Genomic DNA, 13,900 nt, shown 5'->3' on the forward strand with positions numbered 1-13,900 from the left:
TCAGTTTTTAAAGATTCTTAACCGGACACTAGTGATCAATCGATAGACCTTAACACTTGCAAGTAGATGTATTGCTAGCAGGAAGCCTATGATCGCAGCTACCGCTGTATGTGTTATCGGATTGAAGTGGATGTCCCGCTTTAGCTCTTTAGTTGCCGTTAGCTTAGGTCTTTAGGTCGAAGTGGATGTCCTGCTTTAGGTACTGCTTTAGGTAGTCGGGTTGAAGTGGATGTCCTGCTTTAGGTGGATGTCCTGCTTTAGGTGCCGGCTCAGTCCTGCGATTTTGCAGAAGTTGCCAAAGTTTCCCTGAGAGTTGACGGTATCACTATCGGGCCTCCGATCCGGAAAGCTTTTAACCACAGGGTGGTTGGCGCGCATCAGGATGTAGCAGTGGGCGACCTCAAAGCGACTACGACCGAAACTCCCCGGTACCAATCCCATACTTCTTCAGCATCTTCCCCAGCGCCCGGCGCTCCTTGCCGGAGATCCGCGCCGCTTCCGAAATATTGCCCCCGGCTTGCTGCAGCAACTGGCGCAAATAGTGACGCTCAAACTGGTGGATGGCGTCAGACTTGGCTTGCTGAAAACTGCAACTGGTATCGATCTTCAGGGGTGACGTTGAGGGCGGCGCGGACGCAGGTGTACTTGGAGAAATGCCCGGTATCGTGTTGTGAGGTGTGTCGGATGCGTTAACTGGTGGCGGCGGAACCTGCGGCGTTTCGCTGCCGTGGCCAATCGTCAGCGTAGCCTGGTCTGATAACAGAAATTGGCGCAGCAGTATATTTTCCAGTTCCCGCACATTGCCCGGCCAGGGCTGGTGCATCAACCAGATCAGGGTTGACTGGGCTACCGGCTTAATGACGCCGCCGTACTGGCCGGCAAATTTTTGCAGCAGGCTGTCCACCAGCAGGGGAATGTCTTCGGCGCGCTGGCGCAGGGGCGGCATGGTAACCAGCAGAACGTTGAGGCGGTAGAGCAAGTCCTCGCGGAAGCGGCCCTCACTGACCAGTTGGTTCAGGTCGGCGTTGGTGGCGGCGATAATACGCACATTGGCCTGGTAGCTGCGGCTGCTGCCGATGGGGCGGTATTCCTGGGTCTGCAAAAATCGCAGCAGGGCTGCCTGGGCTTTACTGGAAAGGCAGTCCACTTCGTCCAGGAACAGGGTGCCGCCCTCGGTGATTTTCACCAGGCCGGGCTGAAAGCTCTTGGCATCGGTAAAGGCGCCTTTTTCGTGGCCGAATAATTCACTTTCCAGCAAGTCGTCGGGCAGGGCGCCGCAATTGATGGGCACAAAGGCGTGGTTGGCGCGGGGGCTTAAATAATGGATGGCGCGGGCGGCGTTTTCTTTGCCGGTACCGGTCTCCCCCTGGATCAATACCGGGGCGTGACACTGGGCGGTTTTTTTGATCAGTTGCAGGGCGCCGACAAATCGCTGCGAGCGGCCGACCAGGTGCATGTTGGCAAACTGATTGAGCAGGTGTTCATCCACTGCCGGGCTGTCGTTGGCACTGGTGTAAGTGTTGAAGCGGTTCAGGCGCGCCGACAGTTCTTCCACGCTGCAGGGCCATAACAGGAAGTCGTGAAAAACGCTGAACAGGTTTTTTTCCGCCGGTGCGTGCACGCTGTCGAGCAGGCAGAGGCTGATCAGTGGGTGGTGGGTCCGGGTGTGGGTGGCGATGGCCTGTTGAATGCGTTGGTTGACCAGTTGCGCTTCGTCCAGCACAAACAAGTGCGAGGTGTCTGCCGCTGCAGGCAGGGGTTTGCGCAGGCGTTCTTCACTGAAAAAGCGGGCACTGTTCATGATCTCAATAGGCCTGTTTAGTCGGCCCAATAGCGATTGAAATGCACTGCTGTCGCACAGGTCCTGATTTAAGGAAATAATTGCAAGTCTGTCCCTGCTCGCAAGTTTGTCCATGCCGGATACCTCTCTGGCAGATACTCGCTTATTCTTCGTTATTTTTCCCAGCGTGTTAACGTAAAAAAACGCCGTTGCTTCAGGCTGTCGTTGAGTCAGGTAAGTGCCTAAATCGGGGGAGGGTAACAGCTGCTTGCAATGCTATTGTGCTGGCAATGCCCTGGCTACTTGGTCTGGCTTCTTGGTCTGGTTTTGGCTGCCTGGGACAGCCACACGGGGAACGTCGCTTCACTGGGACCCTTCTGACGCTACCGGCTTATATTTTTAAAATCAAGTTGAATTTCTGTTTCCAAAAACACCTGTCGCTTAATTCATTACTGTAGACAAGGTATTGTTTTTAGAGTGTTGAATCATGCCGAATCTGAATAACAAACACATTCTTTAATAAACGGTTCTATTGTCCTGCCGTCACCCGGGCGAAATGTTGATGTTAATCAATAATACGCCGAATACCTTCCGGTTGATTTCTTGTGGGTTTAAAAGTCAGTGAAAATCCGGGTAAAAAAATACCCAGGCAGGGTGGTTTGTACCCACCACGCTTGGCGCAGCATTCTTTAAGTAGTCGCCTGGTACCTTACTGTGCGGGTAAAAATATACCCGCGTCTTTTTCCGGGTAATTTAAAAACATAATAAATACAACAGCTTATATTTTGCTCTCGATGGTGGCACAGCAGTTGCTCCTAACCGGACGGTGCGAAGAAAAAGCGGTTCGGCAGTTTGGGCTGGGTTCAATTCAGCCAAGTGGCGCACGGCAACCAGCTAACAGCACCAGGTGATGCAGCGAATAACCGGGCTGCGGGTCGATATCTTCAGGCCTGATGTTCACTTAAAAAGGGAGTTGCTGTGCTGGATATGTCCCCCCCTGAATCCCGTGCCGAACTGCCCGGTGAGATAAAAGCCCTGGCAGAAGAGATCGCCGGCTACCTGCAAACGAGAGGTTTTGTGGCGGATACCCTCGAAGGTATTTGCAGCTGGTGGTTAGTGCGGAAGCGGTTGCATGCAGAGCAGTTGCGAGTGCAGTTGGCGGTGCAGTATTTGTGCGAGCAAGGTTTGGTGGAGAGGCGCCAGCTGGCGGATGGCTCCACCATTTATCTTTCCGCAGCGGGGAACTCCGACGGGGAAAATATCCCACCAGAGGAGGGCGTTTCCGGTCCGGAACTTTCTGCAGATGCAAGCCGCAAAGGTAAAAGCAGGTGCAACAAGCTGAAAAAGTAAAAAAGAGAAAGTGTAGATAGAGAGAAGCTGTAGTTAGAGAAAAAATGTAGTAAGAGAAAGCCAGGCTAAGGAAAGACGAAACTAAAAAGCAACGCTAAAGAAAGCAACGCTAAAGAAAGTAACGCTAAAGAAAGCAACGCAAGCGGAGATTAAATGGCGGACCATTCAAGTATAGCGGCAGTGAGCAGCAGCCTCGTGCGCTACTTTGACTACTGCTTCCGGGAGCGGCAGCCCATCAACAGCCGTACCACTGCGGTGCGGTTGGCGCGCACCGAAGACCTGGATACCGAAGTTTCACAACTGATTCAGGCGCCTTGCCTGGCGGTATTTTTGTATCGGGTGGACTTCAACAAGACCATGCGCGCAGCCTGGTCGGCGCTGGCGTCAAATCGCGGTGAATCGCACCTGCCACTGGACCTGCATTACCTGATTATCGCTTTTGGTGAAAACGCCGATCACGAACACCGCATTATTGGCCGCGCCATGCAGTGTATGGAAAACCGGCCGATTTTATCGGGCCCCATGCTCGACCCGATTACCAACTGGGCCAGTAACGAATCCATCCAGGTGTGTTTGGAAGACCTGTCCACGGAAGACGTGATGCGCACCTTCGACTCACTGCCGCTGGATTACAAGCTGAGCATTCCCTACGTCGCCCGCATCGCCGTAATCAGCGATCGCCTGCAACAGGAGCCGCCGGTGACTCACACTTCCGTCGGCGCGCGCCCAACCACGGTGGGCGCCTAAGCTATGAACGGCAGCGCCGAGTCCTACAGCTTTCAAAGCCAGCGCCTGGCGCTGGGGGTGAGCTTTGTCGACCTCCTGCGCAACGCTGAACCGCGCCATCCCCTGCGGGTCGAGATCGAACGCCAGCTGCCCCATATCACGCCGCTGCCGCGCAACCAGTACCGCTTCCTGCAAGAGGCCAACCAGTTGCCGGTGGCCCTGAGCCGGCACGACTCCGGTCGCTATTCACTGCTCTACCACGCCGGTATCCGGCCCACGGTAACCCTGCGTATTTACGATCCCGCCCTGACCTTTGTACCGCGCCGGATCCAGGTGCCGCTGCTAAGCCTGGCCCAGGTGTTGGCCATCGAAGCGGCGGAAGCGGTGGATTACTTTGCCTCCCGCAGTCGCCAGATCACGCTCTTTCCCAATGCCAATTACCATTTGAGCGGTGGTGAAACCGGCTTGCGCGGCCGGGTGCTGCGCAACGGCGCCGTTATGCGTTGGGCCTATGTGGAGGCGCGCTCGCTGGCAACCAACGCGGTGATCACCCGCGCCCGCGCCAACCAGCACGGCGAATTCCTGCTGCTGTTACCGCCTCACGCCGCTCCCGCCAGTGACCTCAGTAGCACGGTGGCGGTGCGGGTCAATATCGTCGGGCCCGCGGCAGTGCCGGTACCAGCTGCCCCGGCGCTGGCGGAACAGGACCCGCTCTGGGATCTACCGCTGGAGATCCTGCCGCCGCCGGCGGCGCTGGATACCGTGGCCACGGGTGAAACCCCGCCGCTGGGGTTCCTGACCGCGCTGAGTGCGGTGCGCACGGTCAATTTCGTCATTAGCCGTATCCTCACCGGTCGTGAGGTAAATGATTTTGAGTTTGTTTTTCCGTGATCGCGGGTGCGTTAGGCCGCAACTCGGATTTGTTCAGGGCACAGCCAGCTGCTGTGTCGCCGGCCCTGGTGTGCCAAGGCCATGACTGTTAACCGAAGGAGATAGGTCATCATGCCAGAATATCTAGCACCCGGCGTATTCGTCGAAGAAGTCAGTTTTCGCTCCAAATCCATTGAAGGCGTGGCCACCAGCACCACCGGCTTTGCCGGCATGGCATCCTGGGGGCCCGTCTGCTATCGCGATGTGGCGATCCAGGGGCCGATCAATTGCGAGCCGCGGCTGATCACCAGCTTTACCGAGTTCGAGCGGGTCTACGGCGGCCTCAATGACCTCGCCGTCGGCGCCGCTGCGCCGGGCACGCCCCGTATTCCCTACCTGGCCCACGCCGCCCGAGCTTTCTTTGAGAACGGCGGCAAGCGCCTCTACGTGTCACGGGTGTTTACCCCGCGGGTGGGCACTGGCGCCGCCGCCTGGGGGATCGCCAGCCGCAGTATCGTGGTCAGCGACATCAGCGCCACCTGGACCGCGCGCTGGCCCGGTGCCATGGGCAATATGTACGTCCAGACCGAAGTGGTGCGCAGCAAAAACCTGGCCTACAGCCATCCCACCTTTGGGGTGCAGGCCCAGCGCGCCAGGGTGGGGGCGGTCGTGGAAGTGATCGCCGGCGCCGCCACCGACTCGACTATCTCTGTGCCCGATGGCAACGATGCGCTGGTGGACACCAACCTGCGGGTAGTGCAAGTGGACAGCGAGGGCCGGCAGAGCTTTGTCGACTCCCTCGGCGGCACCCCGGCCATATCCACCGACGATGTGATTCAACTGGTGGAGATGCGGGTGCGGGTCAGTGTCGGCAGCGAGCGCCTCGAAGAATATGTCGACCTGGCCGCCTCCGACCTGCAAAAGCGCTACATCGGCCGCATCCTGCAGCAGGATGATCCCGAAGACCAGGACGCTCCCCTGTACCTGGACTACGACCCGACCACCTCCGCCGATCCGGTACCGGCATTCCTGCCGGCGCGCCTGACCATTGCCCTGCAGGCCAACAGCAACGGTCGCCTCGCCGGCGGCCACGACGGCCTGCTGCCAAGCCCCACCGAGTTTGCCGGCAGCGCCTCCAGCCCCGATGACCCGCTGGTCAAAGCCACCGGCCTCGAAGCCCTGGGCGAGATCGACGACATCGCCATAGTCGCCCTGCCCGACAGCGGTGACCTCGGCGACACCCTGGTCTCCCGGGTCGCCGCCCAGGCACTGGTCACCCACGCCGAAAACCTGCGCTACCGCATCGCCGTAGTGGACTGCCCCATCGGCAGCTCCCTCAATGAAGTGCGGGATTTTCGCGGCCAGTTCGACAGCAAATACGCCGCCACCTACTACCCCTGGATCAAGATCTTCGACCCCAACGAACGCTTTTCCCAGGGCACGCCGCCGCGCCAAATCGCGCTGCCGCCCTCCGGCTTCGTCGCCGGCATCTACGCCCGCAACGACATCGAACGGGGCGTGCACAAAGCGCCGGCCAACGAAATCGTCCGCGGCCTGACCCAATTCGAAGTCAACATCAACAAAGCCCGCAACGAAGTCATCAACCCCGAAGGCATCAACGCCCTGCGCTTCTTCGAAGGCCGCGGCTACCGAGTCTGGGGCGCGCGCACCATGAGCTCCGACCCGGAGTGGAAATACGTCAACGTGCGTCGGCTGTTCAACTTTATCGAACACTCCATCGACAAAGGCACCCAGTGGGCCGTGTTCGAACCCAACAACCAGCGCCTCTGGGACAACATCCGCCGCACCATAGAAGACTTCCTGCTGGTGCTCTGGCGCGACGGCGCACTGCTGGGCGCCAAACCCGACCAGGCCTACTTCGTACGCTGCGACCGCAGCACCATGACCCAGAACGACCTGGACAACGGCCGCCTGATTTGCCTGATCGGTATCGCCCCGGTCAAGCCGGCCGAGTTCGTCATCTTCCGCATCGGCCAATGGACCGGCGACGCGAAAGTTTAAGGGCGGCTGGAGATGAAGGTAAAAACAGTATTCGCAATGAATCCATGTTTTTTCCTTCCTGCGGCTGGCAGGGGCTTGAAGCCAAGGGTGTGGCACTCAACTCGGCGGCCGTCTCCAGCATGGATGCTGGAGTCGAGCCTACATGGATGTATTCACGGCGTGCCGCTGAGTTGAGTGCCGCACCCATGGCCTGCGACAAACGACCGACACTAGCGATTTGATAACGGAGCGAAAAAAGCGATGGCAACCTACAGAGATAATCCCTACGGCGCGTTCAACTTTCTCGTTAACCTCGGCGACAGCACCGAATCGGAAACCGTCGGCGGCTTTTCCGACGTCAGCGGCCTCGGGGTGGACTTGTCCTACTCCGAATACCGCAACGGCAACGAAAAATTCAACACCGTGCGCAAAGTCGCCAACACCTACAAAAACGACGACATCACACTTAAACGCGGCCTCGTCGGCAGCCTGACCCTGTTTGAATGGCTGAAAAACGTCGCCGATGGCGCCCACGAACCACGCCTGGTCACCATCACCATGCTCGACGAAGCGCGCAACCCGGTGGCCTCCTGGGAACTGCGCAACGCCCAGCCGAAAAAGTGGACCGGGCCCACCCTCGCCGCCAAAGGCGGTGGCGAAGTGGCGATGGAAGAACTGAGCCTGGTCTGCGAAGACTGCACCTACAAGTAGGCCGGGAACAAGGGTTAAATCATGGCCTACGGTGGTATTACCGGCATTGCCCTGGGCGCGCCCAATGTCTATCGCGCGCCGGACCTGCGCCAGCGCTTGCTCAATCCGGCGCGCATGGACGTCTGTGCCTTCGTTGGGGTGGCACCCCGCGGCCCTTGCCGGGTGCCAATTGAGCCGGACGCCTGCGTCCCCGGTCGGGTCTACCTGGAAGCCAGCCGCCCGCGGCAGCGCTCGGTGGCGGTAGCGGTGGAAAGCTGGACCGACTACCAGCGCCTCTACGGCGGCTTTGAAGGCCCCGGCCGCTTGCCCTACGCCGTGGCCAGCTTCTTCGAGCAGGGCGGGCGCCGGGCCTACATCGCCCGCATTGTCCACCACTACGGCAACAGCGACGACCTCGCCGCTTGTGCCCGGGCGATACTGCCCGACTTTATCTCCTCCGCCGCAATACCGGCACTGGAGGCCAAGAGCGAGGGCAGTTGGGGCAACGGCCTGCGTGCGGCCGTGGGTTACAGCAGCACGCCGCTGGCCATCAGCAGCGCCTCCTCCAGCAGCGAATTGATCGTCGATATCGAGGCCGATGTGCCGCTGGGCAGCCTGTTGCGCCTCACCGTGATGATCGCTGGCAGCCCCCAGTACGAATTGCGTTTTGTGGTGCAGCAGGGCCGCCGCGGCAACGCCACCGGGAGCCAGACCGAACGCTACCTGCGCTTTGACAGCGCGCTCACAGCAGCGCCGGTGCTGGCGGAAATCATCGAGGCGGACATCCTGCTGGAAGACGGCCGCGGCCTGCGCGAGCGCTTCAATCGGCTCGGCTTGAGCAGTGAACACCCGCGCTGGTTGGCGGCGGTGTTGTACCGCGAATCGGAGCTGGTCAACCCGGTGGACGGCTGGCTCGAAAGCACCTTGTGGCCGACCGACAGCCACGCCATGCCCCGCGACCCGGTCAAGCGCCTGGTCGACATCCCCATCCAGTTTGAAGGTGGGGTCGATCGCTACCAGGACATCCACGTAGACGACTTTTTCGATTCCGGCTGGGTACTGGGCGATCCGCGACCGGGCGCCGGCATTCACGCCCTGACCCATCTGCGCGACCTGTCGCAATTGGTGGTGCCGGATTTGTACGTGCCGGAAGCGCTGCCGGAAAACCTGCCGGACTTCACCCCGGTATCGGTGGCCGGGGCCGAGTTTGCCACCTGTGTGGACATCGATACCCCGGCGCAAACTTTTACCCAATTGGCGGCAAGCCTGCCCGGTCTGGCGCTGGATCCGAGCCTGCCCGCGGATTTGAAAATCATCATCGAGCTGCAACAAAAAGTGGTGCGGCTGGCGGAAATATTGCGCGAGTTTATCGTCCTGCTGGACGTGCCCCCGGGCCTGAGCCAGGCCGCCATCGCCAATTGGCGCATGCAATTCAACAGCGCCTTTGCCGCCGCTTACTATCCCTGGCTGCTGCAGAACAACCTGCAGGACCAGCGTGCCGGCCTGATCCTGTTGAACCCGTCCGCGGCGGCGGCGGGCATCATTGCCCGGCAAGAGCTGAAGTTCGGCGTGCCCCACGGCCCGGCCAATGTGGTGGCCAACAACATCGTCAAGGTGGACGAAACCATCTCACCGGCTCGGCACGACCAGCTGCACCCGCTGGGCATCAATATCTACCTGCAGCAACCGCTGGGGGTCTGGCTCAGCGCCGCGCGCACCCTCAGCCTCGACCCCGCCTACAGGCAACTGTCAGTGCGGCGCCTGATGACCATGCTGCGCCGCACCCTCGAACAGCAAATGCAATGGCTGGTGTTCGAACCCAACCACCCAGACCTGTGGGCGGAAGTGCGGCATATGCTCAACAACTTATTACGCGGCTTGTTCCGCCAGGGTGCCTTTAAAGGCCGCAGCGCCGAGGAGGCTTATTTTGTGCGCTGCGACGCCAGCCTCAATACCCAACAGGTATTGGATGCCGGCCAACTGATCGTCGAGATCGGCGTCGCCCCCACCGAACCGCTGGAGTTTATCGTCGTGCGTTTGACCCGCGGCAGCGATGGCACACTGGGTCTAGAGGAATAGGGTTTAGAGGAATAGTTTGTGAAAAAAAGGTTTTTTAGTGGGCTAGTGGCGAAGATGCTCGAGAGAGTGAGTTTGGTACTTGAATCGGCGGCCGTCTGCGGCATGGATGCCGCAGTCGAGCCTACATGGACGTATTCACGGCGTGCCGCGGAGGCAAGTACCAAACTCACGCTCATACGGCGGCCTGACTGTTATTGATTTTGTCGTTGAAAGTGTTTGTTAAATCTTATTTGGAGAAATAACTCAATGGCTGAAACCGATCGTCTCCTGAGCACCTTTCAATTTAGCGTCAAGTTGCGTAAGTCGGCGCAGATTGCCGCGGGTGGCAACCTGGACGATATCGCCGTCAGTGACAGCGGCCAGGAGGCATTGGGTGATGGCGGTTTCCAGGAGTGTTCGGGGCTGGAAGTGAGCATGGACGTACAGGACTACAACGAGGGCGGCCGTAACGACGGCGTCATTCGCCGGGTGGGGCGAGCCAAATACAGCAACATAGTTTTAAAGCGCGGCATGTTTTTCAGCGTCGGCAGCGGTGTGCAACGAGAGCTGTGGGAGTGGTTGCAAAACATCGTCGCCGGCCGTCGCCCGGTGGCGCGCTATGACGGCATTATCGAAGTCAAAAGCCGCAGCCGCGACACCGTCGCCACCTGGGTATTTGAACGGGGCCTGCCACTAAAAATCAGCGGCCCGCAACTGAACGCCAAGACCGGCGATATCGCCATTGAAGAAATACATATCGCCCCGGAAACCCTGCGACTGGTGACAAACTGATGGCCGAACTGCAGAAAGCGCTATTACAGGAAGTGGAAGCCAACGAGAACCAGAACCCCATTGGCGCTCCGGTACCGGTGCAATTCAACCCCACCTCCCTGCAACTGAAACTCAGCAACCAGTCCGACGGTGGCCGCTCCCGCGGGCGCCAGCGCCGGCAAAATAACGGCCAGAGTTCCACCGTCCTGTCCATGGAACTGATCTTCGACACCGCCGACGAAGGCACCGATACCGCTCCGGTGTCGGTACGCACCAAAACCCGGGACGTGGAGCGGTTTGTGTTGCCCAAGGAAGACGGCGGCGAGACACCGCCGCGGCTGCAATTCCAGTGGGACAAATTGATTATCGCCGGCATTGTCGAAAACCTGAATATTGATTTCGATCACTTCGCCGAAAACGGTGCCCCCCTGCGGGCCAAAGTCCGCCTCTCCATCAAAGAGCAGGAACCCAAATACACCGCCAGCAAGGAAGACAAGGGCTCCGCCGCGGCCACGGCACCGGGGGCGAATAATACCGCCACCAACCCCGGCGGTGGCACCAACCAGCCCGGTGGCAGCAAGAAATCCAGCGACCGCTCGGCGGCGGCCCTGGACGGTGAAACTGCGCCGGATTTTCTCGCTCGCCAGGGGCTGGACCCCGCCGCCTGGCGCGGCCTCGATATCGACCTCAGCGCCGGCCTGAGTCTGCAAGCCGGGATTGAAGTGGGCTTTAGCGCCGGCCTCAATGTCAGTGCCGGGGTGGGTGTGGCGCTGGGGGTGCAGGCCAGTGCCGGTGTCTCGCTGGAGGCTTCGCTGGGATTGACCGCCGCGGCCAGTCTCGGCGCTCATTCTGCTACCGGCGTTAGCAGCGGAGTGAGCACAGGGGCCGGCAGCGGGGCCAGTGCACTCACCAGCGCCAGTAAAAAAGTGAACGGCGACAGTGCCGGCCAGGCTCTGTCTGCCACCGGCGGGGTGCAGGCCGCCATCACTACAGTGAAGATGCAGCAGGTGGGCAATGCCGCGGCCGCCAGCCAAAGCGCCTTTGGTTTGGCCGCCAGCAGCAGCGCGACCGGGGCCGGCGGCGGGGCCAAAAAAACATCCTCCGCGGCGTCCTCCGGCAGCAGCAAGTCTGGCAGCAACAGGGGCGGCAGTAGCGGCAGTGCCGGGGCCAGTGGCGGTTCAGTGACTGCTGGCGGGGCGCCGTCGTCCGGTTTGCAATTACCGGCCCTGGACCAGCGCGCCACCAGTTACGGTTTTGGGGTGCCGCTGCGCCCCACCTACGCCAGTGCACTTACCCAGAGCAGCATCAGCCTCTGCACCCGGGAGAGCAGCCAAACCCGGCGCGCCGACGGCGGCCCCAGGTTTGCGCAGCAAAAGACCACGCCGCCCTGGATCGCCTTGCCGCAGCGCCACTCTGGCCGCCAGTTAGCGGACAGCAGCGAACGCAACAAGAACCGCCATCCCTGTGATTACCGTTATCACCCGTGCGACTGTAAAGGGGATTAAGCACTAAAAATGGAGATTGAGCGTGCCCGTACACATTGAACACATCGTCACTGATGTTACCACCCAGGCGGAAGAGAGTGAGGACGGCTCACCCGCCGATCCGCGCTTTCGCGAGCAGCTGAATATCGAAGCGGCGCTGAAACGGGTCGAGCGTTTGCGCCGGCGTTTGAGTGCGGAGTCACTGGATGAATGAGCCGCTGTTTGTCAGTAGCAGTCCGGTTTTCAGCGTCGACGGCGAGGACCGCGGCGAACTGGCCCGCGACCTGGTGTTCCTGCAGGTGGAGGAATCAGTGAGCGGTTTGAAAAATCTGCAGGCGCGTTTTGTCGCCATCGGCGCGCGGGGCAGGGGTGAGAGAGAAGAGTTGTTGTATATGGACGGTGAGATCCTGGATTTTGGCAAGGCCTTGCAAGTGGCCATCGGTCCGCTCAGTAACCAGCGCACCATTTTTGACGGCCACATCACCGCCCTGGAAATCCATTTTGAAGAGGCCCAGGAACCGGAGCTGTGTGTCTACGCCGAGGACCGGCTGATGGATTTACGCATGACCCGTCGCATTCGCACCTACGAAGAGATGAGTGACGCCGACATCGCCAGCGCCATCGCCAGTGAGCACGGCATGACCCCGGAGGTCGATGTCAGCGGTCCCACTCACGACCGTATCCAGCAGCTCAATATGAGCGACCTGGCGTTTTTGCGCGAGCGCGCGCGGCTGCTGCAGGCGGAAGTCTGGGCCGACGGTGACACCCTCCATTTCAAGACCCGGGACCGGCGCCAGGCCGCGGCGCAAACCCTGGTGCGCGGCAACGAGATTATCACCCTCAGCGCCTGTGCCGACCTCGCCCACCAGCGCACCCAAGTGCACGTCAGCGGCTACGACGCCAATCGCCGCGAGGTGATCGACGAGTCCGTGGGGGAGGAGGCCATCCAGGCCGAGATCACCTCCGGGCGCAGTGGCCCGGCGGTATTGCAACAGGCGTTTGGCGAGCGCATCGAGCGCCGACTGCGGGAGACACCGCTGGAGTCGAGCGAAGCCAGCGAGTGGGCGCGGGCGGAGATGCTGCGCCGCGCCCGCCAGTTCGTGGTGATCAATGGCATCACCAGTGGCAGCCCGGATATGACCGTGGGCAGTGCGCTGACCCTGGAGCGGGTAGGGCCGGTGTTTGAGGGCGAGGGTTATTACGTCACCCACCTCAAGCACACCTTCGATTTGGCCCAGGGGCACCGCACCCATTTCGAGGCGGAGCGCGCCACAGTAGGAGATTAATGGCGATGGAATTCAGGTGGCAAGAAGGTGGTTATGGATTCGGTGGTTTGGTGGGAGACCTTCGCCAGCAGGGATGCTGGCGTAGAGCCTACACGGACGTATTCACGGCGTGTCTCCCACCAAACTACCGGATCCAATGCGCGACGGCGACACTTCGCACTTGCGCCTGCCTGTAAATGCTAAACACGTTTAAACACTGGAATAAAAATGGCAATAAACGATTTCACCCAAGACGGCGGCCAGCAAACCTACTACGGGGTCTATCCGGCCATAGTGACTGACCTGGTTGATCCGGACAGTATCGGCCGTATCGAAGTGAAGTTTCCCTGGCTCGGCAGTGACGGGGAGCGGGACGTGCGCGCCTGGGCCACGTTGTTGTCACCCTACGCGGATAACGACCAGGGCTTCCAGGCACTGCCGGAAGTGGACAGCCAGGTGGTGGTGGCATTTGAAGCGGGCAACCTGCGCCGCCCCTATATTGTCGGCGCCTGCTGGAATGGCCAGGAGTCGCTGCCGAAAAGCGCCGAGGCGGCCAACAATATTCGCACCATCAAAACCCGCTCCCAGAGCGAACTGGAATTCGACGATACCCAGGGCGCGGCCAAGGTCACTTTGAAGATGGCCAGCGGTCATGAACTGGTGCTCGACGACAGCGCCCAGACCGTTACCCTGACTCACGCCGGTGGCCATGTGATTACCTTTACCGCCTCCGGCGCCATCGAGTTGCAGGCCAATTCCACGGTGGAACTCACCGCCGCGGCCTTCAATGTGCATGCGCCCATCGCCGCCTTTGACGGCATCATTACCTGCACCACGCTGATCACCAGTGCCTCGGTGGTCTCGCCCATGTATACCCCGGGGGTGGGCAACCTATGGTAGGGCGC

General features: G+C 60.3%; 12 protein-coding genes. 11 read left to right on the forward strand and 1 reads right to left on the reverse strand.

Annotated features, from left to right (window positions below):
* Positions 1 to 409: 409 nt before the first annotated feature.
* Complete coding sequence (locus G8764_RS13490; RefSeq protein ID WP_207951883.1) at positions 410 to 1,801, reverse strand: sigma-54 interaction domain-containing protein; 1,392 nt, start codon at positions 1,799 to 1,801, stop codon at positions 410 to 412.
* Between the two features lie 966 nt (positions 1,802 to 2,767).
* Here G8764_RS13490 and G8764_RS13495 point away from each other — a divergent pair.
* From G8764_RS13495 to G8764_RS13545, 11 genes are all read left to right on the forward strand, one after another.
* A complete protein-coding gene (locus G8764_RS13495) occupies positions 2,768 to 3,130 on the forward strand; it encodes a hypothetical protein (protein ID WP_166165174.1) in 363 nt (120 codons plus the stop codon).
* A 153-nt stretch (positions 3,131 to 3,283) separates the two neighbouring features.
* Positions 3,284 to 3,877 carry a Pvc16 family protein gene (locus tag G8764_RS13500; protein WP_166165175.1) on the forward strand — a complete coding sequence of 198 codons (594 nt, stop codon included), beginning with the start codon at positions 3,284 to 3,286 and terminating at the stop codon, positions 3,875 to 3,877.
* A gap of 3 nt (positions 3,878 to 3,880) precedes the next feature.
* Positions 3,881 to 4,747 carry a hypothetical protein gene (locus G8764_RS13505; protein ID WP_166165176.1) on the forward strand — a complete coding sequence of 289 codons (867 nt, stop codon included), beginning with the start codon at positions 3,881 to 3,883 and terminating at the stop codon, positions 4,745 to 4,747.
* A gap of 111 nt (positions 4,748 to 4,858) precedes the next feature.
* Entirely contained in the window at positions 4,859 to 6,748 is a 1,890-nt protein-coding gene (locus G8764_RS13510) for a phage tail sheath family protein (protein ID WP_166165177.1), read from the forward strand.
* Between the two features lie 240 nt (positions 6,749 to 6,988).
* Positions 6,989 to 7,438 (forward strand): phage tail protein, encoded by a 450-nt coding sequence (locus G8764_RS13515; RefSeq protein ID WP_166165178.1) that lies wholly within the window; start codon positions 6,989 to 6,991, stop codon positions 7,436 to 7,438.
* A gap of 21 nt (positions 7,439 to 7,459) precedes the next feature.
* Positions 7,460 to 9,496 (forward strand): phage tail sheath family protein, encoded by a 2,037-nt coding sequence (locus G8764_RS13520; protein WP_166165179.1) that lies wholly within the window; start codon positions 7,460 to 7,462, stop codon positions 9,494 to 9,496.
* Between the two features lie 246 nt (positions 9,497 to 9,742).
* Complete coding sequence (locus tag G8764_RS13525; protein WP_166165180.1) at positions 9,743 to 10,267, forward strand: phage tail protein; 525 nt, start codon at positions 9,743 to 9,745, stop codon at positions 10,265 to 10,267.
* Entirely contained in the window at positions 10,267 to 11,751 is a 1,485-nt protein-coding gene (locus G8764_RS13530; RefSeq protein ID WP_166165181.1) for a CIS tube protein, read from the forward strand. Before G8764_RS13525 ends, G8764_RS13530 begins: the two co-directional genes overlap by 1 nt.
* 22 nt (positions 11,752 to 11,773) lie before the next feature.
* Positions 11,774 to 11,944 (forward strand): hypothetical protein, encoded by a 171-nt coding sequence (locus G8764_RS13535; RefSeq protein ID WP_166165182.1) that lies wholly within the window; start codon positions 11,774 to 11,776, stop codon positions 11,942 to 11,944.
* Positions 11,937 to 13,016, forward strand: a complete 1,080-nt coding sequence (locus G8764_RS13540) for a phage late control D family protein (protein ID WP_166165183.1) — start codon at positions 11,937 to 11,939, stop codon at positions 13,014 to 13,016. The genes G8764_RS13535 and G8764_RS13540 overlap by 8 nt, the downstream gene beginning before the upstream one ends.
* 207 nt (positions 13,017 to 13,223) lie before the next feature.
* Positions 13,224 to 13,895, forward strand: a complete 672-nt coding sequence (locus G8764_RS13545) for a phage baseplate assembly protein V (RefSeq protein WP_166165184.1) — start codon at positions 13,224 to 13,226, stop codon at positions 13,893 to 13,895.
* Positions 13,896 to 13,900 lie beyond the last annotated feature (5 nt).

The organism is Pseudomaricurvus alcaniphilus, assembly GCF_011440395.1.
Lineage (GTDB): Bacteria > Pseudomonadota > Gammaproteobacteria > Pseudomonadales > Cellvibrionaceae > Pseudomaricurvus > Pseudomaricurvus alcaniphilus.

Excerpts from the sequence above, each read along its gene's own strand:
- G8764_RS13530 (WP_166165181.1), top strand. The coding sequence starts at position 10,267 with ATGGCCGAACTGCAGAAAGCGCTATTACAGGAAGTGGAAGCCAACGAG.
- G8764_RS13525 (WP_166165180.1), top strand. The coding sequence starts at position 9,743 with ATGGCTGAAACCGATCGTCTCCTGAGCACCTTTCAATTTAGCGTCAAG.
- G8764_RS13500 (WP_166165175.1), top strand. The coding sequence starts at position 3,284 with ATGGCGGACCATTCAAGTATAGCGGCAGTGAGCAGCAGCCTCGTGCGC.
- G8764_RS13515 (WP_166165178.1), top strand. The coding sequence starts at position 6,989 with ATGGCAACCTACAGAGATAATCCCTACGGCGCGTTCAACTTTCTCGTT.
- G8764_RS13505 (WP_166165176.1), top strand. The coding sequence starts at position 3,881 with ATGAACGGCAGCGCCGAGTCCTACAGCTTTCAAAGCCAGCGCCTGGCG.
- G8764_RS13495 (WP_166165174.1), top strand. The coding sequence starts at position 2,768 with ATGTCCCCCCCTGAATCCCGTGCCGAACTGCCCGGTGAGATAAAAGCC.
- G8764_RS13510 (WP_166165177.1), top strand. The coding sequence starts at position 4,859 with ATGCCAGAATATCTAGCACCCGGCGTATTCGTCGAAGAAGTCAGTTTT.
- G8764_RS13545 (WP_166165184.1), top strand. The coding sequence starts at position 13,224 with ATGGCAATAAACGATTTCACCCAAGACGGCGGCCAGCAAACCTACTAC.
- G8764_RS13490 (WP_207951883.1), bottom strand. The coding sequence starts at position 1,801 with ATGAACAGTGCCCGCTTTTTCAGTGAAGAACGCCTGCGCAAACCCCTG.
- G8764_RS13540 (WP_166165183.1), top strand. The coding sequence starts at position 11,937 with ATGAATGAGCCGCTGTTTGTCAGTAGCAGTCCGGTTTTCAGCGTCGAC.
- G8764_RS13520 (WP_166165179.1), top strand. The coding sequence starts at position 7,460 with ATGGCCTACGGTGGTATTACCGGCATTGCCCTGGGCGCGCCCAATGTC.